The sequence below is a fragment of the Kitasatospora sp. Xyl93 genome (genome assembly GCF_055383135.1).
Genome location: NZ_AP029186.1, coordinates 170,919 through 190,522, shown reverse-complemented (window position 1 = coordinate 190,522; position 19,604 = coordinate 170,919). Strand labels below are relative to the sequence as shown.

Annotated in this window: 17 protein-coding genes; 4 read left to right on the top strand and 13 right to left on the bottom strand. The window is 74.6% G+C overall.

The genetic code is table 11. The features are described from left to right. Positions 1-24: 24 nt before the first annotated feature. From ACZ5GH_RS38990 to ACZ5GH_RS38975, 4 genes are all read right to left on the bottom strand, one after another. Positions 25-900 carry a TIGR03943 family putative permease subunit gene (locus tag ACZ5GH_RS38990; protein ID WP_387756212.1) on the bottom strand — a complete coding sequence of 292 codons (876 nt, stop codon included), beginning with the start codon at positions 898-900 and terminating at the stop codon, positions 25-27. Beyond that, the gene (locus tag ACZ5GH_RS38985) at positions 897-1,868 is read right to left on the bottom strand and encodes a permease (protein WP_387756605.1); all 972 of its coding nucleotides are present in this window, start codon (positions 1,866-1,868) and stop codon (positions 897-899) included. Before ACZ5GH_RS38985 ends, ACZ5GH_RS38990 begins: the two co-directional genes overlap by 4 nt. Before the next feature lie 248 nt (positions 1,869-2,116). Beyond that, positions 2,117-3,724, bottom strand: a complete 1,608-nt coding sequence (locus ACZ5GH_RS38980; RefSeq protein ID WP_464337012.1) for an MFS transporter — start codon at positions 3,722-3,724, stop codon at positions 2,117-2,119. 357 nt (positions 3,725-4,081) lie between these two features. Further along, a complete protein-coding gene (locus tag ACZ5GH_RS38975) occupies positions 4,082-5,029 on the bottom strand; it encodes an AraC family transcriptional regulator (RefSeq protein ID WP_387756208.1) in 948 nt (315 codons plus the stop codon). Positions 5,030-5,172: 143 nt separating this feature from the next. On the opposite strand from ACZ5GH_RS38975, the gene ACZ5GH_RS38970 reads away from it, so the two are divergent. After that, on the top strand, positions 5,173-5,889 hold the full coding sequence (locus ACZ5GH_RS38970; protein ID WP_464337011.1) for an SDR family oxidoreductase: 717 nt from the start codon (positions 5,173-5,175) through the stop codon (positions 5,887-5,889). A gap of 131 nt (positions 5,890-6,020) precedes the next feature. On the opposite strand, the gene ACZ5GH_RS38965 is transcribed toward ACZ5GH_RS38970, so the two are convergent. Continuing rightward, positions 6,021-6,938 (bottom strand): glycoside hydrolase family 19 protein, encoded by a 918-nt coding sequence (locus ACZ5GH_RS38965; protein WP_464337010.1) that lies wholly within the window; start codon positions 6,936-6,938, stop codon positions 6,021-6,023. Positions 6,939-7,435: 497 nt separating this feature from the next. Here ACZ5GH_RS38965 and ACZ5GH_RS38960 point away from each other — a divergent pair, with 497 nt between their 5' ends. After that, the gene (locus ACZ5GH_RS38960; RefSeq protein WP_464337009.1) at positions 7,436-8,392 is read left to right on the top strand and encodes a hypothetical protein; all 957 of its coding nucleotides are present in this window, start codon (positions 7,436-7,438) and stop codon (positions 8,390-8,392) included. Between the two features lie 19 nt (positions 8,393-8,411). On the opposite strand, the gene ACZ5GH_RS38955 is transcribed toward ACZ5GH_RS38960, so the two are convergent. The 4 genes from ACZ5GH_RS38955 to ACZ5GH_RS38940 all read right to left on the bottom strand — a co-directional run bounded on the left by ACZ5GH_RS38955 (position 8,412) and on the right by ACZ5GH_RS38940 (position 13,955). Beyond that, positions 8,412-8,972 carry a hypothetical protein gene (locus tag ACZ5GH_RS38955; protein WP_464337008.1) on the bottom strand — a complete coding sequence of 187 codons (561 nt, stop codon included), beginning with the start codon at positions 8,970-8,972 and terminating at the stop codon, positions 8,412-8,414. Between the two features lie 164 nt (positions 8,973-9,136). After that, the gene (locus tag ACZ5GH_RS38950) at positions 9,137-9,907 is read right to left on the bottom strand and encodes an alpha-ketoglutarate-dependent dioxygenase AlkB family protein (protein ID WP_464337007.1); all 771 of its coding nucleotides are present in this window, start codon (positions 9,905-9,907) and stop codon (positions 9,137-9,139) included. Further along, positions 9,891-11,093, bottom strand: coding sequence for a hypothetical protein (locus ACZ5GH_RS38945; RefSeq protein WP_464337024.1), 1,203 nt, complete (start codon positions 11,091-11,093; stop codon positions 9,891-9,893). The genes ACZ5GH_RS38950 and ACZ5GH_RS38945 overlap by 17 nt, the downstream gene beginning before the upstream one ends. A 174-nt stretch (positions 11,094-11,267) precedes the next feature. After that, positions 11,268-13,955, bottom strand: coding sequence for an NACHT domain-containing protein (locus ACZ5GH_RS38940; protein WP_464337006.1), 2,688 nt, complete (start codon positions 13,953-13,955; stop codon positions 11,268-11,270). A 137-nt stretch (positions 13,956-14,092) separates the two neighbouring features. On the opposite strand from ACZ5GH_RS38940, the gene ACZ5GH_RS38935 reads away from it, so the two are divergent. Further along, entirely contained in the window at positions 14,093-14,431 is a 339-nt protein-coding gene (locus ACZ5GH_RS38935) for a cyclic-phosphate processing receiver domain-containing protein (protein ID WP_464337005.1), read from the top strand. On the opposite strand, the gene ACZ5GH_RS38930 is transcribed toward ACZ5GH_RS38935, so the two are convergent. The 4 genes from ACZ5GH_RS38930 to ACZ5GH_RS38915 form a co-directional block, all read right to left on the bottom strand. Beyond that, positions 14,391-15,035 carry a transglutaminase-like domain-containing protein gene (locus ACZ5GH_RS38930; protein ID WP_464337004.1) on the bottom strand — a complete coding sequence of 215 codons (645 nt, stop codon included), beginning with the start codon at positions 15,033-15,035 and terminating at the stop codon, positions 14,391-14,393. The genes ACZ5GH_RS38935 and ACZ5GH_RS38930 overlap by 41 nt on opposite strands. A gap of 213 nt (positions 15,036-15,248) precedes the next feature. Then, positions 15,249-16,013, bottom strand: coding sequence for a maleylpyruvate isomerase family mycothiol-dependent enzyme (locus ACZ5GH_RS38925; RefSeq protein ID WP_387756188.1), 765 nt, complete (start codon positions 16,011-16,013; stop codon positions 15,249-15,251). 52 nt (positions 16,014-16,065) lie between these two features. Beyond that, positions 16,066-17,373, bottom strand: coding sequence for an aldehyde dehydrogenase family protein (locus ACZ5GH_RS38920; RefSeq protein WP_387756186.1), 1,308 nt, complete (start codon positions 17,371-17,373; stop codon positions 16,066-16,068). Between the two features lie 213 nt (positions 17,374-17,586). Continuing rightward, the gene (locus tag ACZ5GH_RS38915) at positions 17,587-18,462 is read right to left on the bottom strand and encodes a helix-turn-helix domain-containing protein (RefSeq protein ID WP_387756184.1); all 876 of its coding nucleotides are present in this window, start codon (positions 18,460-18,462) and stop codon (positions 17,587-17,589) included. A gap of 229 nt (positions 18,463-18,691) precedes the next feature. On the opposite strand from ACZ5GH_RS38915, the gene ACZ5GH_RS38910 reads away from it, so the two are divergent. Further along, positions 18,692-19,450: a CHAP domain-containing protein gene (locus tag ACZ5GH_RS38910; protein ID WP_387756182.1), complete on the top strand. Its 759-nt coding sequence runs from the start codon at positions 18,692-18,694 to the stop codon at positions 19,448-19,450. Positions 19,451-19,604 lie beyond the last annotated feature (154 nt).

Here is a 19,604-nt window from a genome sequence, read left to right as displayed (position 1 = left end):
ACGGCGCGTGCGCGGTGTGCCGCGTCAGCCGTCCGAGGGCGGCAGGTCCCGGTACGGGGCGCGGGGTTTGGGGACGGCGTGCTGCTCGGACACGTCGATCCGCGGTGCGGCGGTGGCGGACGCGTCGGGAGCGGGACGCCAGGTCCCGGTGAGGTCGACCCAGCTGTCGGCGGCCGGGGCGGGGCCGGTGCCGTGGACGAGGACGCGCAGTCGGCGGGCGTCCGCCGCGCAGCAGCCGACGACCAGCCGGTTGAGGTACCACTCGCCGGGATTCGCTCCGGGGGAGGCGAAGCCGGTGAGGCGGACCCTGCGTCCCTCCAGGCTCTTCTGCGGGTCGCGGCTGCGGCCGATGAACTCGGTCAGCGACATCGGGGTGACCACGTCGACGCGGACGCCCGCACCCGCGCCGGCCGCGCCCGGAGCCGCGCCCGGAGCCGTGGGCGGCGCCGCCAGCCCGGCGTACGTCGCCGGCTCCACGACGGCGTCCGAGCCGTCCCGGGCAGCGGTGAACGAGCCGAGCGGGGGCGGGGCGAGGAAGAGCAGCAGCACGGCGGGTACGGCCAGCAGCCAGGCCACGCGCAGTCCGTGACCGTGGCCGCCGTGGTCGTGCCCGTGGCCGTCCGGGTGTCCGTCGTCCTCGGTGGGCCGGTGCCAGACCGCGTTGCCCTCGGCGTCCCGGCCGAACCGCATCACCGGCTCCTGCCGACGGGCGGTCACCCGGCGCACCACACCGGCGGCTCCCAGCCCGAGCAGCACCGTCCCGGAGGCGATCAGCGGGATCCGCAGGCCCTCCTTGACGTACTGCAGGAACACGTCGCTGCCGACGGTGATGCGCAGCAGGGCCGCGCCGACCAGCGCGACGAGCAGACACGGCGCGAGGTCCCGAACGGTGGCTTTCACAGGGCCCCTCCGATCACGATGCTGGCGAGGACGGCGACCACGAAGGTGGCGGTGGAGAACCGCAGCGCGAACGCGCGGCCGAAGGCGCCCGACTGGAGGGCGATGAGCTTGAGGTCGACCATCGGGCCGACGACCATGAAGGCGAGCCGGGCGACGGGGGAGAAGCCGGTGAGCGACGCGGCGACGAAGGCGTCCGCCTCCGAGCAGACCGCCAGGATCACGGCGAGGAGGGCGAGCACCGGAACGCCCAGCCAGGGCGAGTCGTCGAAGACCCGCAGCACCGACGGCGGGACGAGCACGTTGAACGTGGCGGCGGCCGCCGCGCCGACCACCAGGAAGCCGCCGGCCTGCAGGAAGTCGTGCTGCAGGCCGCGCCGGAACTCCTCCAGCGGATTGCGCGCGCCGCCCTCGCCGTGACCGGCCGGGCCCTTGGGCAGCCGCAGCCACTCCGGCCGCCCGAAGGCCGCCCAGAGCCAGCCCATCACGACCGCCGTGAGCAGCGAGGCCAGCAGGCGGGCCAGCACCATCTCCGGCTCGCCGGGGAAGGCGATCGCGGTGGCGACCAGTACCACCGGGTTGACGGCCGGCGCGGAGAGCAGGAACGCCAGCGCGGCCGCCGGCGCCACCCCGCGCTTCATCAGACTGCCGGCCACCGGCACGGACGCGCACTCGCACCCCGGCAGCACGGCCCCGGCGACCCCGGCCACCGGTACGGCGAGGGCCGGGTTCCTCGGCAGCACCCGGGTGAACACCCGGTCGGGGACGAACGCCCCGATCGCCGCCGAGACCACCGTGCCCAGCACCAGGAACGGCACGCCCTGCACGACGATGGCGACCATGACCGTCCGCCAGGTCCGCACCCCGCCCGTGTCCCACACCTCCGCCAGGGCGACGGCCGCCACGACGGCGACCACCGCCCCGATCAGCAGCGCGCTCCTCCGGCGCGGCGGGGTATCCGCCGGTGCCACCTGGAGGTGCCGGGCGCTGCCGAGACTCGTCTCCACCAAGGTGACCGCCCCTCAGCCCACTCGTCGCGGATCGGCGACGAGAACCTGTCTGCTCACCGTCATGCGGCGAGCGGGGACAGAGTAGCGTTGATAATCATCTTCATCTAGCCCTTCCGCCGCCGTCCCCCCGACCAGTAGCCTGCGTGGTCTCGGAGGGAAGGGAGGGCGGCCGCGCCGGCCGTCACCGGCGGGCCGCTCCTCGCGGTGCGTCAGTGGTGCACCGTCATGGCGTGGGTGACGGTCGGGTCCCGGGTGAGCAGCGTGCGGGCGTCGGTCTCGAAGGCGTGGTCGGTGCCGGTGTAGCGCCCGTGGTGCTGGGCGCAGTGCTCCGACCAGGACGTCACGGTGAACGTCTCGACGTACCGCTCCGGTCGGGCGGTGTCCCGGTACAGGCCCCAGGTGACGGCGCCGGTCCGGCGCCGGGAGGACTCCACCTTCCGCATCGCCGCGACGAACGCCGGCGCCTTCTCCTCCCGGACCAGGTAGGTCACGGTGACCAGGACCGGCCCGTCCCGCGGCGCCGGTTCGACGGCCAGTCGGGGTTCGGGCCAGGCCTCGGAGAGCGTCGGGTCGGCGCGGCCGCCGAGCAGCGGCAGCCGTCGTAGCGACAGCACCCCGCCGAGGAGGACCGCCGCCGCCAGGGCCATCGCCACGGACACGCCGGCGTGTTGGGCGACCTGCCCCCAGACCAGCGAGCCGAGCGCGTTTCCGCCCTGGAAGACCAGCAGGTAGAAGGCCGAGCCCCGGGCCCGTGCCCAGGCCGGCAGGGCGACCTGCAGCGCCGCGTTCAGGGTGGACAGCGCCGTGATCCACGCCGCTCCCGCCGCCACCAGGGCCAGGAGGGCGACCGGCACGCTCGGGCCGACGGCCAGCGCCACCAGCGCGCCCGCGAAGACGGTCCCGGCGAGTGCCAGCGCGCCGTCGCCGCCGACCTGACGCGAGAGCGCCGGCAGCGCTGCCGCTCCCGCGACCGCCCCGACTCCCACGGCGCCGAGCAGCAGGCCGTACCCGGCCGCGCCGAGGCCGAGGGACTGCTGGGCGGAGATCGGCAGCAGTGCCCACAGGGCGCAGGCGCCGGGCACGAACAGGGCGCTGCGCAGCAGGATCCGGCGGATCCGGGGAGCGCTGCGGACGTACCGGCCGCCGGCGCGCAGGGCCGCGAGCAGGTGCTCGCGCTCCTGGCCCGGTCGCGGCGCGACCGCCTCGGCGCCGGGGCGCCAGGTCGCCAGCACGGCCAGGATCGCTAGGAAGGAGGCGGCGTTGACGGCGAAGGTCCAGCCGACCCCGAGGGTGGCGACCAGGGCTCCGCCGAGGGCCGGGCCGACGGCGCGCGCCAGGTTCATGTTCACCGCCCCCAGCGCCGCGGCCTGGCGCAGCTCCGCCCGGGGGACGAGCGAGGGCTGCACGGCCTGCCAGGCCGGGCCGTTGAGCGCGTTCCCGCAGCCCAGGAGGAAGGTGAGGGCCAGCAGCGTCCAGGAGCCGAGCCGCCCGGTGAACGCCAGCACGGTGAGCGCCGTGGCCACCAGGGCCATGGCGGCCTGCATCACCAGCAGCAGGCGGCGCCGGTCCACGAGGTCCGCGAGGACCCCGGCGGGCAGGGCGAGGAAGAGCATCGGCAGGCTCGCCGCGAGCTGGACCAGGGACACCTGGGCCGCGCCGTGCCCGACCAGCAGCCACTGGGCGCCGACGGTCTGCATCCAGCTGCCGACGTTCGAGGTGAACTGGGCCAGCCAGAGGTCGCGGAAGACGCGGCGGCGCAGCGGCGACCAGGCCGAACCGCTCGCCTCGCCGACCTGCCCGCCGTCGGTCCCGGTCATCGACGCACCACCTGCTCGCCTCATCGCACGCTGTCGGAGGGACGCCCGACGACGCGACGGTACGGGGGGAAGTCGACGTCGTCGGGCGGTCCCGGAAGGGCCCTCATTCCCTCCCCGGGGAACGCTAGAGCCGGTCCGTGCCGGCGACTTGACCGTCAGCGCCCAGTGCTGTTCCGGCCCCGCACGCCATGGACGTGCGGGCCGGACGTGGGTGCTCGCCAAGCGTTCCAGCGGGCCGCGAGCCGCTGGTTCGGTCGGCCTTCCGGGGGCAGCGCGAACCCCTGACCGTCTCCCGGAGCCCGCTGGTACCCGCGGCCGGCACCCCGGCGGCCCTCACGATCGGTCGTGGCCGCGATGTCAGCCGGGTACGGGGGGTTCGTCGCCGGCCGTCCTCGCCTGCTTCCGGTAGGCCCCCGGCGGCGATCCGAAGTGCCGTTTGAAGGCCTTGGCGAAGGCGAACTCCGAGGTGTACCCCGCGCGCTGCGCGATTGTGCCCACCGGGGCCGGCGATCGGTGCAGCAGCCGCGCCGCGGTGGCCATCCGCCAGTTGGTCAGGTACGTCAACGGCGGCTCGCCGACCACCGCGGCGAAGCGGCGGGCGAACGCCGCGCGGGACAGCCCGGCCCGGGTGCCCAGCGACTCCACGGTCCAGGGGTGGCCGGGATCGTCGTGGATCGCCTTCAGCGCCGGGGCCACCGCCGGGTCGGTCAGCGCGGCCGTCCACCCCGTGGTCCGCTCCCTCGGCAGTTCGGCGTACCAGGACCGGAGGATGTACAGCAGCAGCAGATCGATGAGCGCCGTGACGACCGCGTCCGAACCCGGTTGCGGCGCGTGGAACTCGGCGCACAGCTGATCGACCGCCGAGCGCAGCACCGGGTGGCGGCCCGGGACCGCGGGGAGGTGGAGGACCTCCGGCAGGTCGCCGAACAGCGGATGCGGGCGGTCGACGTCGATCGCGTACGCGCCGCACACCAGCACCGTGCGCGGCCCCGGCCCGTCCACCGTGACCCGGCCGATCGGCGAGGAACGGTCCACGCGCTCCGGGACGAAGTCCACCGGCTCGCGGCCCGGCGCGTCGCCCAGGGTGTGTCCGCTGCCGCGCCGCAGGAACACGATGTCGCCGGGGCCGAGCGCGAGCGGCTCGCCGTGCGGTGGCAGCAGGTGGCAGTGCCCTTCCACGACCACGTGGAACCCGGCTCCCGAGACGGGTCGGAACCTCAGGGCCCACGGGGCGTGCGCGTCGGTGCGGGTCACCATCGGGCGCCCTGTGCGCAGGACTTCGAGTGTGTCGCTGAGGATGTCCACGGCGCCACTCTAGTGCCGACCCGGCGAGACGATGAGACAGGGAATCGAGACCTCCAGTCATTCAGCGTCTCGCCGAGGAGCCGTACGTTCGTGCCATGGCGGTCGCCGAACCCCGGCACCGCAGCGACGAAGGAGCGGGACCCATGTCTCTGGCCGGCAAGAAGATCGTGATCATCGGTGGCACCTCCGGCATCGGCTTCGAGGTGGCCCGGCAGGCCGTGGCGGCCGGCGCGGACGTGGTGGTCGCCTCCAGCAGCCAGGACCGGGTGGACGCCGCGACGAAGCGGTTGGGCGAGCTTGCCGAGGGCCGCCGCCTGGACGTCGCCGACGGCGCCGCCATCGCCGAATTCTTCGAGCAGGTGGGCGAGTTCGACCACCTCGTCTACACCGCGGGCGAAGCCCTGGTGATCAAGTCGCTGGCCGACACCACCCCGCGGGAGGCCAGGGCCGTCTTCGAGCGCCGGTTCTGGGGGGCGTTCCTCTCCGCCAAGTACGCGGCACCGCGGCTGCGCGACGGCGGCTCGATCACCTTCAGCTCCGGCGTGCTCGCGATCCGCCCGCTGTCCGGAACCGCGCTCACGGCGGGTGTCACCGGCGGCATCGAGGCCCTGTCCCGGGCGCTCGCCGTCGAACTCGCCCCGCTGCGCGTCAACGTGGTCCAGCCCGGAGTGATCCGCACCGAGCTGTGGGACGGCAGCGTCCCGGACCCGGAGGCCTTCCTCCAGGACGCCGGGGCCGGGCTGCTCACGCGGCGCGTCGGCACCGCCGAGGAGGCCGCGGCGGCCTACCTCTTCGTCCTGTCCAACGCCTACGTCACCGGCACCACCCTCGCGATCGACGGCGGCGCGGCGCTGGTGTGACACCCGGGCGCCCCGAACAGCGCCGCCCAGTCGGCCGCCGTACGTGGCACCCCGGCCCTCCGCGGTGGCGTGCCCGGCCGACCCGGCCGGGTGGGCGCCGCCGCGGGGGGCCGGGCGCGGGCCTCGGGTGCTCAGCAGCTCAGGTTGTCGCCCGGTACGGTGCCGAGCAGCTGGGTGAAGCGCTGGTAGGCGTTGACCCGGCTCTGCACCTGCGCGGGGTTGCGGCCGTTGCACTCCAGCGAGCCGTTGATGCTGCGGATGGTCTCGCCGAAGCCGTAGCCGTTGACGATCGCGTTGTGCGGGGTCATGGTGCCCGGCCCGTTCTGGGTGTTCCAGTACCAGAGCGCGGTCTTCCAGGCCACGGCCGGATCGGTCTGCACCAGATTCGGGTTGTGCAGCAGGTCGATGCCGAGGGCGTCCCCGGCGGCCTTGTAGTTGAAGTTCCAGCTCAGCTGGATCGGCCCGCGCCCGTAGTACGCGGCCTGCCCGGCCGGGCAGCCGTACGGCTGCGAAGCGTCGCAGTAGTGGGGGTAGTTGGCGGTGTTCTGCTCGACCACGTAGACCAGCGCCCCGGTCTCGTGGTTGACGTTGGCGAGGAAGGCCGCGGCCTCCTGCTTACGGACGGTGTCGCTGCCGGTGGCCGCGAAGGCGGGGTAGGCGGCGAGGGCGTCGATCAGGCCCTGGTAGGTGTAGAAGGGGTTCCGGTTCGGGAACATCTGGTCGAACTGGGCCTTGCTGACCGGGAATCCGCCCGGGTTCGGGGTGCCGGTGGACGTCGGCGTGGCGGTCGGGGTCGGGCCGGTGCCGCAGCCGCCCTGGTCGGACCAGACGCCGGAGCCGCCGGTGCTGGGCGGCTCGTTCTGGGTCCACCACTTGGCGAGCCAGTTGTGGCCGTTGTACGAGACGGCGGCGCCGCCCGTGTAGACGGCCGAGGAGTTCCAGGGCGTGGCGCAGACGGCGGCGCTGGCGTTGGCCGCGGGCAGCAGCAGGACCACCGCCAGCGCCGTGACGACGGCGGAGAGCAGTGCGAGCAGGCGTTTCGTGGACACTTGATCACCCCTTGTGCGGTGTGGGGCCGCACGGTCGTGGAGGTAGGGACGTCGGGGCAGGGGGAGCCGGGCCCCGCGGGGTGGGGCACGTCGTGGGGGACGGGCCGACCGGGGTGCGGGCCGGTGCGGGGCTGCCCCAGACTCAAGCGGAGTGGTCTATACCTGTCAAGGGGTTCGGGCGAAAGACGTACCGGGTGGGCCACTCGACCGGGGCTGGTGGTTCCTGCGCGGGGAGGTCGGAGCGGCCCGGTTCATCACTGCCGGGCCTGCGCCCCGCGCCGTCGGCCTGTCACTCGAAGCGGCGATTCCGGCACGGCGGCGCCACGGGTGCGCCGACCGGCGGCCGGGCCGTCGGGAGCGGCCCGAACGCCGGGCCGCCTCCCCGGTCGGGCGGGGACGGATTCACCCGATGGGCTGACCCGGACCCGGCGACGGGGCCGCACCGACCGGTATACGTGACGTGTTCCATCGTTCGGAGACCACCTGCGAGGGGCCCAATGACCGATCCGGCCGACACGTCGTCAAGGACGGCCGCCGAAAAGCCCCCGGCGGCCTACGCCCCCCGGGTGGCGCTGATCCGGGGTGCCATGGAGGCCGGGGACACCGCCCTCGCGGCCCGCCTGGCCGAGGAACTCCACCACCACGTCGCCCTGGAGCGCGGCGCCCGGGACCCGGAGGCGCTGCGCGCGCAGGAGGTCCGGGCGTACGTCGCGGCGGTCGACGGGGACCCATGGCGGGCGGCCGAGCTGTTCACCGCGGCCGCCGCCGCGTGGGCGGGCCTCGGGGCGTCGGAGCAGTGGACGGCCTCGCGCAACGCGGAGGTCTGCCGGCGCCGGGCGGAGTCGGCGGCGGCCGCCCCCTCCGCGGTCCCGCCCGCCCGTCGCCCGCCCGCCTGCCCGTCCCCGGTCCGGGCGTTCGGGCGCGGCGCCGTCGTCGCGGTCGTCCTGGCGACGGCGCTGCTCACGGGGGCGGCGGACGCCGGCCCGCGGGCCTACCTCGGGACGGGCCCGCGACCGGCCCCCGACGAGCGGCCGGTCGCCCCCGCCGTGATGGGAGCCCTGCAGCGCTCCGCGCCGTCGGCCTCCCCGGCGCCGGGCCCCGTGCCGCCCGCGCCGGAGCCGACGGTCGCGGAGCCCGCCCCCGCGCCGGACGCCGCACCCGCGGGCGAACCGGAGGACGCGGCCGCCGACCCGGGCGAGGACCCGGGCGAGGACGGGCCCCGGGCGGGGCGCACCCCGGTGCCGTCCCCGGGGCATCGACCGCACCTTCCGGCCGCTGGGCCCCGACCGCGGCCCGCCCCCGACGCCGGCCGACCGCCCGGGGGCCAGGCCGCCGAAGCCGACACGGACCCCTGCGCCACCGCCCGCGCGTACGGCGGCCGGCTCCTCGGCCCCCTCGTCGAGCTGTGCGACCGCGCCGCCGGAGTGTCCGGCGGCCGGACAGCCGCCCCCTGACGCCGACCTGGGGGGTGGGTCAGCCCGACGTGGCGGGAACGCCGGGGCCGTCGCCCTGACGTGCGACGGTCACCGTCCACTCGGGGAACCGCGCCAGGGCGGTCACGGGCGGGGCGGCGGAGTCGGGGCGCGGCGGTGCCTCGGGGAGGAAGGCGACCTGGCAGCGCCGGCACAGCCAACTCGCCCGCCACACCTGGTGGAGCCGCTGCCACTGGTCGTAGCTCCGCGGCCACTGGTCGGCCGTGTCACCGCGACGGCGTCGGTGGTTGGCGTGGACGGTGAGGCCGATGCCCAGCAGGACCGCGCCGAGGACGAACGCGCCGTAGTGGTAGCCGGCCTGGTACGCGGCGTCGGGGCTGCCGCCGCTGTCGTCCGAGCGCAGCGTGTTCAGTCCCAGCAGGCCGAAGACGGCGGCCAGGACGAAGAGGGCGATCGCGACCCCGCTCGTGCCCCCGGGCTCGGGCGGCATCGACAGCAGGGCCCGCGTCGGAGGGTCGAGGGGCCGGTCGCTGTCCAGCAGGGCCTGTCGCACGGCGACGGTCTCGTCCGTCGAGGTGCAGGTGGGGCAGGTGACGCTCATCGAGGAGTGGCTCCGGAGGTGATGCACGGGCGGGCGGAGGAGCACGTAGTACAGCACAGGGAACCGACCGCCCGTGCGCCCGCCCCCGGCACCGGACCGGGGCCGGCCTTCGGCGAGGAGCGGTGGGGGGAACGGGCCCGGACGGGCGATCAGAGGCCGCGGCGTCAGACGGGCGGCAGCAGATCGCTCTCGCTGACGGTGTACGTCAGCACGGGGTAGGTGAAGTCCGTCTCCTGGTTCTCACGGCGCCGTAGCCGGTAGAACTCGCGGCTCTGCTCCTCGTCGGCCCGTACGAGGCGCGCGCCCTGCGGGAGGTGCGGGTGTCCGTCGTGGAACCGGAGAAGGGTCTTCGACGTGCGGAAGGTGACGCCCAGCCACAGGTTGTCCGCCGCCCGGCCGGGCGCGTCCAGGACGATCCTGTGCCTGAGCCGCCGGTTCGTCCCCACCGAGAACACCACGACACCGTGGTGGGCGAGGGGGATCTCGAACCTCTCGCCGTCGGCCTCCTTGGACTCGAAGACCAGCTTCCTCGGCGGGCTCGCCTCGGGCCGCTGGTAGCAGGAGAAGACGGCGATGGACGACTCGTCGGCCAGATCGAGGGCCTGGTCGGAATGGCCGCCCATGGTCGTGTAGGCGTTCGTGTAGCACTCGACGAGGGCGTTGTCGAAGCCGACCGGCAGTGCCGCACGTTCCTGGACCTGCCGCGCCAGCTGCTCGTGCACCGGCCGGAAGCGCTGCGCCGGGCTGCCGTACCGCGTGGTCGTGCGGACGAGGGGCACGCCACCCGCCTCGTCGGGCCTGGTGAGCACGGCGCCTCGCCGGCCCTTGCCCACGTCCTCCCAGCGGGTCGACGCGGACAGTTCCGCGAAGAGGTCGGCCTCGGTCGGCAGCACGTAGGAGCGGACCTCGTCCGAGACCCTAGACCCGAGGGGCACGGTAGTCTCCCGTGTTCATGCTGAAGAGGAAGTCGTCGCCGTAGTCGACGAAGGACGAGGACCTGTTCTCCTCGGCGTACAGCCTGCGCAGCTCGTCCATGCCGTCCGGTGTTGGCGGCGCCAACTCGACCGATTCTCCCGCCACCTGGAGGAACGTCCGGCCGTCCCGGTGGACGGCTTCGGTGTTCGAGCAGCGCACCACGTATCCCAGCCGGGTCGGGAGCAGTTCGGCGTCCAGGGCTGAGGGCCGGATCTCGTGCGTGTACAGGCGGTTGGTGGACAGCGGCATGAAGAACACGGAGCCGGGGTAGAGCGTCACGGTGAACTGCGGGGGGAACGCGGTGGCGTCCCGGTCTCCGGCGGACTCCTTGCGGCGGAAGTGGAGTCTGGTCAGCCCACTGGTGCCCTTCACGCCGTGGTCGAAGGCGTCGTCGGCCAGGGGCCGGAGCTTGTCGAGCCCGTCGTAGAAGCTGCAGAAGGCCATGATGCCGTTGACGGGCATGTCCTTGGTCTTGTCGGCGTGGGACGAGATCCTGGCCTTGGACTGCTTGCGCTCGGCCGTGGCAAGGGTGTTGTGGTAGATCTGCGCGAGGACGTGGTTCAGCGGCGCCTGGTTCCGGAAGACGGTGGCGGCCTCGTGGTTCAGGGCCTCGACGATCCGGGTGTCGGTCGGGCCGAAGTTCTCGGTCGGCCCCGAGAGGTTCGTGGAGCACCGGAGCAGGCGGAAGTGCAGACCGTCCTCGTGCGGTGTGACGGGCGTCAGGTAGATCCCGCTGCGGTGGGCCGCGCCGGGCTTGGTGGACTCCGTCAGGGACTGGAACTCGTGCTCCGCGCGGATCCGTCCGAAGTGATCGGCGTCGAGCCCGAAGAAGCGGCGGTAGTACACGCCGACGCCGTGGACCCGGACGGGGACGCGGCCGAGGTCGACCAGGGGCCAGGGCTGCTGGTCGACGTCCTCGGGGTAGCCGGGCGAGAGCTCCCGGACGACGAACACCCGGGCGGCCGCACGCAGGTGACGGGTGCTGATCCCGGATATGTCGCCGCACAGGTAGACGGTCTTCCGGGCGAGGTCGGGCGAACCGGTGGCGAGCTCCTCCGGTGACACCGTGGACCCGAAGAATCCTCTGACCAGGTCATCGTTGCGCAGTGTCGCAGGCGCGACCAGGACGTTGTGCGCATCCTCGATGCGGGCTTCGGCCGGCTCTGCCGGCTCTGTCGTGGACGACGGGCTGGACGACGGACTGGACGACGAAGTGGACAACGACCTGTACCTGCCGTTCGCGGAGCTCGGTGGATGGCGGATCGCCCGAAGGCGGGGACACGGGCAAGGGCCCGTCTCCCGCCCCCTGCGTGGTGAAGCCTACGGCCGCCAGCGCCCGCCGGAGAGCTCGGCCAGTGCCTCCGCGACGTCCGGGGGCAGGGGGGAGCGGACGACGGTCATCGGCTGCACCAGGTACCACCCGTCCCGCCCCCGGAAGCGCGCCGGGGGGACGGGCGCTCCCGGCCGCAGCCGGACGTGGATGCCGTGGACATGGGTGTCACGGCCGCGGACGTGCACCCGGCGGACGGCCACCTCCTCCACGTCGCGCCACTCGTAGCGGCAGCGGCGGCGGCCCCAGCGGGCGGCGACGAAGGTGTCGGTGATGTGCAGTTCGACGCGCCGCCGGGGCAGCAGGCTGATCAGCATCATCAGCAGGCCGAGGGCGGGCAGTCCGATCATCGGCCTCCAGGAGTCCAGCCGGTCCCAGGTGCCGCCGACCGTGGTCCGGACCAGTTGGAGGCCGAGGAGCGCGCCGATCGGGCCCCAGTGCGCCAGCACGACCCCGCGGATCCGGCCGCTGAGCAGGTATGAGCCGGGGCTGCGCCGCACGGTGAGGCCGCGCCAGGTCGAGGCCGGGCGGACCGGTGGGGCCGGGGGAAGGACCGGGCCGGGGGAGGGACCGGCCCCGCCCGCCGCCCTGGCCGCCGCGCCGCCCGTCGCCCCGGCCGCCGCCGCTCCGTCCGGTGCCACCCGGGCCGGCGGGATCCCCGCGGCGCCCGCACCGGCCTTGGCGGCCAGGTGCTGCTGGAGCCGCAGGTTGCGGAAGCGGTACGTCCCGGCGGTCCGCTGGAGCAGGCCGGCCCGGTGGGCGTCCCGCAGGAAGGTCATCAGCGGCCAGGGCAGCCGGCCCACGAGCGCCAGCGAGCACCGCGCCAGCAGCCACCGGCTCCACGGGCTGAGCAGCAGGAAGGTCGCGCCGGTCCCGCACCAGGCCGCCAGCGCGTGGGCCCAGTCCACCTGGTGGCGCTCGTGGCTGTCCCAGGACCAGTCCATCAGCTCGATCCCCGCGGCGAGCAGCGGCGCGATGACGAGCAGCGTCACCAGGACCGAGGTCCGCTCCGACCGCAGCAGTGCGTCGGGCGTCGCGGCGTCCACGGTGTCCGAGGGGGCCGCCATAGCGATCATCAGATAGGTGGACAGCAGCAGGGAGGCCACCAGCGCGAGCCCCTCCGTCGCCGGTGCCAGGAGCTGGAACACGCCGACGGCGAGGATCGCCGGCGGCCCGCCGACCACCACCGTGAGCCGCCAGGCCCGGCTCAGCCTCCCGGTGCGGCCGGCCGAGCGCAGGGCCCCGGCGAAGCGCAGCGGATTGGCCCGCCGCCGGGGCGTGGCGGTGTCGTCCCCGAACCACGCCTGCCCGGCCCTCCGGACCACACCCGCGAGGACCACGCCGAGGCCGAGCGAACTGCTGAAGCCGAAGGGGTGTCCGGAGCCCTGGACGGCCCCCAGCACCAGGTCGAACAGCAGCGACAGGGCGATCCCCGCCGCGATCAGCGCGGGTGCCGCCAGCGCCCGCGGCAGCGGCGCGCCGAACAGCCGCCACCAGGCCATTTCCGCGCTCTCCTGGCGGTTCATCAGCCGGGCGAGGAAGGACAGCCAGACCCTCGCCCGGTCCGGCTCCCACCGCCGGGGCGGGTGCAGGCGGTCGGGCTCCGGCGGCAGCGGCGGGAACGAGGCGGGCACGATCCGGTCGAGCAGGTGCTGCTCCACCTGCCAGGCGGTCGGGAAGCGCCGGCGGTCCACCAGCTCACCCGGGTCGGCCGGCGCCCGCTCGTAGCCGCGCCGCAGCAGCCACACCATCAGCGGCGTCGACAGTGCCCGGCTCACCGGGCCGTCCGGCGCCGAGCGGAGCTCGGCCAGCAGCGGCACCCAGGCCTCGGCGCGCGAGGGCTGCCGGGCCCGGTGCAGGTAGGAGGCGACGTCGGTGGGGTCGAGCGGCAGCGCCTCGATCGCCGAGTCCACCCGGAGCACGTCCCGCTGGGTGTCCACCAGCTCCCGGTAGGGCTCGGTCCGGCAGATCAGCACCACCCCGCCCTCCTGGCCCAGTTGGCGCCCGAGGGCACCGAGGACGGCGGTCCGCCGGTGCTCGGGCAACTCGTCGAGGCTGTCCAGGACGGGCAGCAGGCGGCGTTCGCTCACCAGTCGGCGGGCGGGATGGAGCCCGTCCACCCGCGGCAGACCGGGGTGTTCCTCCGTGATCCGGCCGATCAGCCAGTCGTAGAAGTTGACCCGCTCGGCGTCCCAGGACTCCAGCGAGAGCAGGACGGGCACCGGGACGTCCTCGCCGCGGGTGAGCCGACGGGCGAGCAACTCCAGGGTGAGCAGCACGGCGAGGGTCGTCTTGCCCGCGCCGGCCCCGCCGAGGATCAGCAGTCGGCGGTGGTCGAGCTCCAGCAGGGCCCCCGCCATCGTGCCGACCCGGTCGCCGCGCCCGCCGAGTTCGGTCCCCGGCCCGAGCGCGGTGCGGCTGTGCACCCAGCGGACGGCCAGCGGTTCGGGGTCGGCCATGTCCCAGGCGTCGGCCTCGGCCCGCCACTGGTACAGCAGGCTGCGGGCGAGCCGCTCCTCGGCGACGCCGAGCGGCGTCTCCGGCGCGGCGCCCCGGGGCGGCACGGTGAGGTGCAGCTCCCCGTTGAGGACGCCGATCTGCACCAGGTAGTGGACCGTACTGTCGGTGACGACGTTGCGGATGTTCGTGGGCCCGTGGCCGAGTTCGAATTCCGTCACTCCCCGGTTCCGCCCTTGCGTCGACTGGATTGACAGCTGCCGCTCAAGTTCCCTTTCTACCAGGGCCGGTCCGGTCCGTTCGACCGGCCTTCGGTTTCCGCGTACGCCCGACGCCGCTGCTCTGTGATGATGATCAGGTGAATGAGGACCCCACCGCACCGGCGCCCGTCATCCTCGGCATCGACGACCTCCGGCCGCTCCCCAGGGCCACGCGGATCGCCCGCACCAGCCGCGAGGGCGTCCGGCTCCTTCAGGCGCACCGCGACGGCTTCATCGACGAACTCTGGCTCGACCACGATCTCGGCGGCGACGACAGCATCCTGCCCGTGGTGACCCTCCTGGAGGAAGCCGCCTTCGACGGGCGGCCGTTCCGGATCGGAACGGTCTTCGTCCACAGCGCCAACCCCGTCGGCGCCGAGACCGTCGTCCGGTCGCTCACGCGCTGGAACTACCGGGTCCGGCGGGCGACGGCGTAGGGAGTCCCGAACCGACGGGTCCCGGCTCCGGTTCGCCGGGGAGTTCGGCCGGCAGGTGGCCGTAGCCGGACCGGCCGGGCACCGCCCGGGCGAGTGCCCGGAGCAGCGGGGCGGGCGGGGCGGCGAAGACCCCGGGGTAGTCGCGCTCGCCGAACTCCGGCCGGACCGGCCAGGCCAGCCGCTCCCGCTCCAGGTCGTACCGCGTGTCCACGCCCTCCCGGTTGCCCCGGGCGTCCAGCCGGGACCAGCGGCCGTCCAGGTGCACGGCGTTGAGGGCGTGCAGCACGAATCCGCCCTCCCCGTCCTCCAGCCGCTGGTAGCACAGGCCGGTCGGCAGGCCCTGCGCCCGCAGCAGCGCGGCCAGCAGGTGGGACTTGCCGTGGCAGATCGCGTTGCGCGCGGCCAGCACCTCGGAGGCGCGGAACGCCCCGCTGTACGCGCCCGCGTCCGCGGAGTGGGCCACCTGGTCGCGGACGTGGTGGAACGCCGCCTCCGGGGTGGCCAGTTCGGCGGCCAGCCGCCGCAGCTCCGGGTGCTGGTGGTCGATCACCTCGTCCGCCCCGAGGTAGGCGGCGAGGTCGTCGGTCTCCGGTCGAAGGATCATGCCGTCCACGGTGCCGCAAGCCTCGGCCACCGCGGGCGGGATTCCACTCCCTGGACAGCGCGGCGGGACCGTGCTGCGGGGCTCGGGCGCCGACGCCCTGCCGGCGCTCGGCGTCGCGGTGTCCCGCACCGGACGGCCCGCGGAGGCCCGTTCGACCGGCCGGCGGCGGGGGCACCGCCGCCGGCCGGTCGAACGGCGTGGTCAGCGGCCCTGCTAGAAGGCGGAGTTGGCGAACCAGAGGTCCAGCAGGCCTTCGTCCCCGGACACGGTGACCGTGGGCGTCGAGCGGTCGAGACGGCCGTAGAGGAGGAGCAGCAGTTCGGCGGCGGTGGCCGAGACGGTGGCGTCGGCGGGCGAGCCGGCGGGCGCGTCGGCGGAGTCCAGGCCGAAGCCGTCGGGGCGCAGTCGCACCAGCCAGTCGCCGTCCCCGTCGGTGCGGGCGAAGCGGATCGTGCGGTCCTCGCCGCGCAGCTCGGCCGTCCGCGGGGCGAAGAAGGCCGCGTACGGCAGGTTGGTCAGGAACTCGGCCACGCCGTCCGCCGCGAGGTCCGGGTCGATCCCGGGCTTCAGGCCCAGGGCGAGTTCGGCGTCGGCGCGGTGCACGAGGGTCTCGAAGAGCATCCGGCGGACCCAGAACCGGGCGTGCTGGTCGGCGCCCCACGCCCACATCGGGGCGTCGAGGTCGGTCTCCGCGAACGCCGCACCCGCCTCCGCGCAGGCCTCGGCGAGCCACGCCGGGTAGTCCTCGACCCGCTCGGGGAGCTTCAGGTCGACCTCCCGGCTGGTGGGCGGCTCCTGGATGCGCCGGCGCAGCAGGAGGGTGAACCAGCGCTGGACGCTGCCGGTGTGGCGGACGAGGTCGGCGAGGGTCCAGCCGGGACAGCCGGGGACGGGGGTGGCCGGGTCGGCGGACCGCACGGCGGCGACGAACCGGGCGGTCTCGGCGGAGACTGCGGCGACGTGCTCGTTCGGGGTCATGGACGGATGCTCCGGGGGGATCGGGGGCAGCGGGCCCGTGGTGTGGCGGGGATCAGGCGAGGGGCTTGTCGACGACGGCCTTGGCGTGGCTGAACGTCTCGATCGAGTACTCGCCGTGGTAGCGGCCCATGCCGCTCTCGCCGACGCCGCCGAACGGCAGGTCGGGCATCGCCAGGTGCGAGACGGGCAGGCCGAAGCTGAGCGCGCCGGAGGAGGTCTCCTCGGCCAGTCGCCGCTTGGTGTCCGCGGACTCGGTGAAGGCGTAGAGGGCGAGCGGCTTGTCGCGCTCGTTGATGAAGGCGATCGCCGCGTCGAGGTCGGGCACCGGCAGGACGGGCAGGATCGGCCCGAAGATCTCGGTCAGCATCACCGGGGCGGTCGCCGGTACGTCGGCGAGGACGGTCGGGGCGAGGTAGCGCGCGGCACGGTCGTGCTCGCCGCCGACGACGGTCCGCCCGGCGCCGAGCAGCGCGGTGAGCCGGTCGAAGTGGCGCTCGTTGACGATCCGCCCGTACTCCGTGCTGGTGGCCGGGTCCTCGCCGAACAACTCCTTCACGGCGTCGGCCAGTTCGCGTTCGAGGCCGCTCGCGGTGTCGCCGACGGCGAGGACGTAGTCGGGGGCGACGCAGGTCTGTCCGGCGTTGAGGAACTTGCCGCGGACGATCCGCCGGGCGGTGACGGCGAGGTCGGCGCCGGGGTCGACCACCACCGGGCTCTTGCCGCCGAGTTCCAGGGTGACCGGGGTCAGGTGCTTGGCGGCGGCGGTCATGACGATCCGGCCGACCGCGCCGTTGCCGGTGTAGAAGATGTGGTCGAAGCGCTGCTCCAGCAGGGCGGTGGTCTCCGGCACGGCCCCTTCGACGACCGCGACCGTCTCCTCGCCGAGGTAGCGCGGCAGCAGCTCGGCGATGGCGGCGGAGGTCGCGGGGGCCAGTTCGCTGGGCTTGACGAGCGCGGTGTTCCCGGCGGCCAGGGCGCCGACCAGCGGGGCCAGGGCCAGCTGCAGCGGGTAGTTCCACGGCGCGATGATCAGCACCACGCCCAGCGGGTCCCGGACGACCCGGGCCTCGGCGGGGCGGAAGAACTCCGGTACGGCGGCCGGCGCCGGTTCCAGCCACTGCGCCAAGTGGGCCACGGTGTGGTCGAGCTCGTTGAGCGTGAAGCCGATCTCGGTCCGGTACGCCTCGGCGGCGCTCTTGCCGAGGTCGGCGTGCAGGGCCTGCTGGAACACCTCGGCCCGCTCGGTGAGCAGGGTGCGCAGGGCGGCCAGCTTGTCCAGGCGCCAGGAGAGCGGCCTGGTCCGGCCGGTCGAGAATTCGGCCCGCAGGCGGGCGACCACGGAGGGGATGGCTTCGGTCATGAGGGGGCTCGCGGTCCTGAGAGGGGGAGGTGGTGCATACGGTGCTTCGGGTAGAAATTTCACTACCTGAAGCAATGCCGAGGCTAGGGGTGAAAGGTTGAGTTTGTCAATCATCTGCCTCGGGTCGCCCCCGGACCGACGTGGTCGAAGGCCTTCGACCCGGCGATGCGAGGAGGCGGCGCGAGTGCCGCGGCGGTGCGGTGCTCGCGCCGGTCAGTCCGCGGGGGGTGCCGGGGGCGGGGTGGTGCAGACGGTGCCGCGGGCGTGGATGACGGCGCAGGCGCGGGCGGCGGTGGGGAGGGGGGCGCGGACCATCTTGGTGTGGGCGTCGTGGCCGTACTGCTGGCGGTACTCCTCCTGCTCGGGCGGGGTGCCGAAGACCTGGACGCGGTCGCCGGGGGAGCCGCCGCTCATCTTGGCCCAGGCGGCGTGGCAGGTCGGGCTGTGCCGCAGTTCGATCAGGACGCCGAAGTCGCGGTTGTGTGCGGTGGTGGCGGCGTCACGGTCGCAGCCGGTGCCGACCGGGTCGACATGCAGGCAGGACGCCCCGTCGCAGGAGGGGCCGGCCGCCGGTGCGGGCAGCGGGTGCCGGGAGGGTGTGGCGGCGGCGTCGGTGCCCGGGCGGGCCGTGGTGTGGAGGAGTGCGCCGACGGCGACCGCCGCCAGGGCCGTGCCCGCGACGGTCCACGCCGCCCACGTCGTTCGGCGCCGCCGCCTGCCGCCGGGCTCCTGGCCGTCCGTCGACGAGGGTTCCGGAACCCGTTCCGGAACGGGCTCCGGAGCAGGTTGCGGACCGGGCTGCGGTTCCGGTGCGTCGGCTGTGCCGCAGTCGATCGCCGCCCTGAGCCCGAGCGCGTGGTCGAGTTCGTCGGCGGCGACCGTGTAGTGCGCCGCCAGGGAGCGGATCGCCGACTCCGGTGCCGGGTACCTGCCGTCGGGGTTCTCGTAGCGGGAGAGCGTCGTCTGGGCGATCGTGGTGCGCCGCGCGACGGTCACCTGGGTGGGGTTGCCGGCCTCCTGGCGCCATCTCCGCAGTGTCCGGGCCAGTTCGGTGCGGGCCGCCGTGGCCGTCGGCCGGTTCTGCGTCATCGGCTCGGTTCCTCTTCCCTCGGCTGCGCATAGGCCCAGCTCAGTGCCATGTGTAGGCCCCCCGCATATGCATGGGTAACCAGGCGTTCACACAGCGTAGGAGTTCGGTGGTCGGGCGTGCAATCGTGGTCATCAGCCGACGGGAACGCCCCGGCGAAACCCCCTCTTCCGCATCCCGGGCGGGCCGTGGCCCGCCCGGGCCGGTGGAGAAGACGCCCAAGGAGAGATCATGAACATGACACGCTCGCGGATGCTCGCCGCCGCCCTCAAGGGGCGCGCCGGACGGACCGCCGCCACCGCCCTGGTGGCGGCCGGGACGCTCGGCGGCCTCGGCAGCGCCGCCACCGCGGCCACCGCCGCCGACACGACCCTCACGGCCGGCGCGCGCACCGTCCAGGCGGCCGCCACGGACACCGCCGCCACGGACACCGCCGCCACGGACACCGTCCCCATGGACACCGCCACCACCGCCGACGCGGCCCGCTCCGCGCTGCGCGAGCGGATCGTCTCCATCGCCCGCGGCCAGATCACCCCGGCCGGCCGGCAGCCCGAGCGGACCGGCGCGTGCGACAAGTACTTCGCCTACTCCAGCAGCCCGAAGGCGAAGTGCGCGAAGACCTCCTGGTGCGCCGCGTTCGTCGACTGGACCTGGCACCAGGCCGGCGTCAAGCCCGCGCCGACCACCCTGCTCGGGCGCGGGGTCGGCAAGTGGGGCCAGGAGCACCACCTCTTCCACAACCGCCTGCCCGCGCGCGGCGAGCGCCCGTACACCCCCGTGCCCGGCGACCTCGTCGTCTACGGTGCTCCGGCGTACGCCACGGGCGGTCACGTCGGGGTCGTCGTCGCCGTCAACCACGACGGAACCCTCGACACCGTCGAGGGCAACTTCGGGGACAAGGTGACGCACCGCCACATCAAGCCCGCCGACGCCCGCGCCGGTGCGAAGAACGTCCACATCTCCGGCTACGTCAGCGTGCCCGGCGCCTGACCGGCCCGCCTCCACCGGCGCCGGGCCCCGGACGGACCGTCCGTCCGGGGCCCGGCGCCGGCCCCGCCCGCGGCGAGTTGCAGCGGGTGGGGGAGCGGCCGACACTCGCAGGTGGGAGCGGTCGTGCCGACCGGGGGTCGGCCCCCGCCCGCCG

What these genes read in the sequence shown, in the direction of transcription:
- ACZ5GH_RS38980 (WP_464337012.1), bottom strand. Translation starts at nt 3,724, where the DNA reads ATGACCGGGACCGACGGCGGGCAGGTCGGCGAGGCGAGCGGTTCGGCC.
- ACZ5GH_RS38930 (WP_464337004.1), bottom strand. Translation starts at nt 15,035, where the DNA reads ATGATCCTTCGACCGGAGACCGACGACCTCGCCGCCTACCTCGGGGCG.
- ACZ5GH_RS38910 (WP_387756182.1), top strand. Translation starts at nt 18,692, where the DNA reads ATGAACATGACACGCTCGCGGATGCTCGCCGCCGCCCTCAAGGGGCGC.
- ACZ5GH_RS38915 (WP_387756184.1), bottom strand. Translation starts at nt 18,462, where the DNA reads ATGACGCAGAACCGGCCGACGGCCACGGCGGCCCGCACCGAACTGGCC.
- ACZ5GH_RS38960 (WP_464337009.1), top strand. Translation starts at nt 7,436, where the DNA reads ATGACCGATCCGGCCGACACGTCGTCAAGGACGGCCGCCGAAAAGCCC.
- ACZ5GH_RS38920 (WP_387756186.1), bottom strand. Translation starts at nt 17,373, where the DNA reads ATGACCGAAGCCATCCCCTCCGTGGTCGCCCGCCTGCGGGCCGAATTC.
- ACZ5GH_RS38955 (WP_464337008.1), bottom strand. Translation starts at nt 8,972, where the DNA reads ATGAGCGTCACCTGCCCCACCTGCACCTCGACGGACGAGACCGTCGCC.
- ACZ5GH_RS38925 (WP_387756188.1), bottom strand. Translation starts at nt 16,013, where the DNA reads ATGACCCCGAACGAGCACGTCGCCGCAGTCTCCGCCGAGACCGCCCGG.
- ACZ5GH_RS38970 (WP_464337011.1), top strand. Translation starts at nt 5,173, where the DNA reads ATGTCTCTGGCCGGCAAGAAGATCGTGATCATCGGTGGCACCTCCGGC.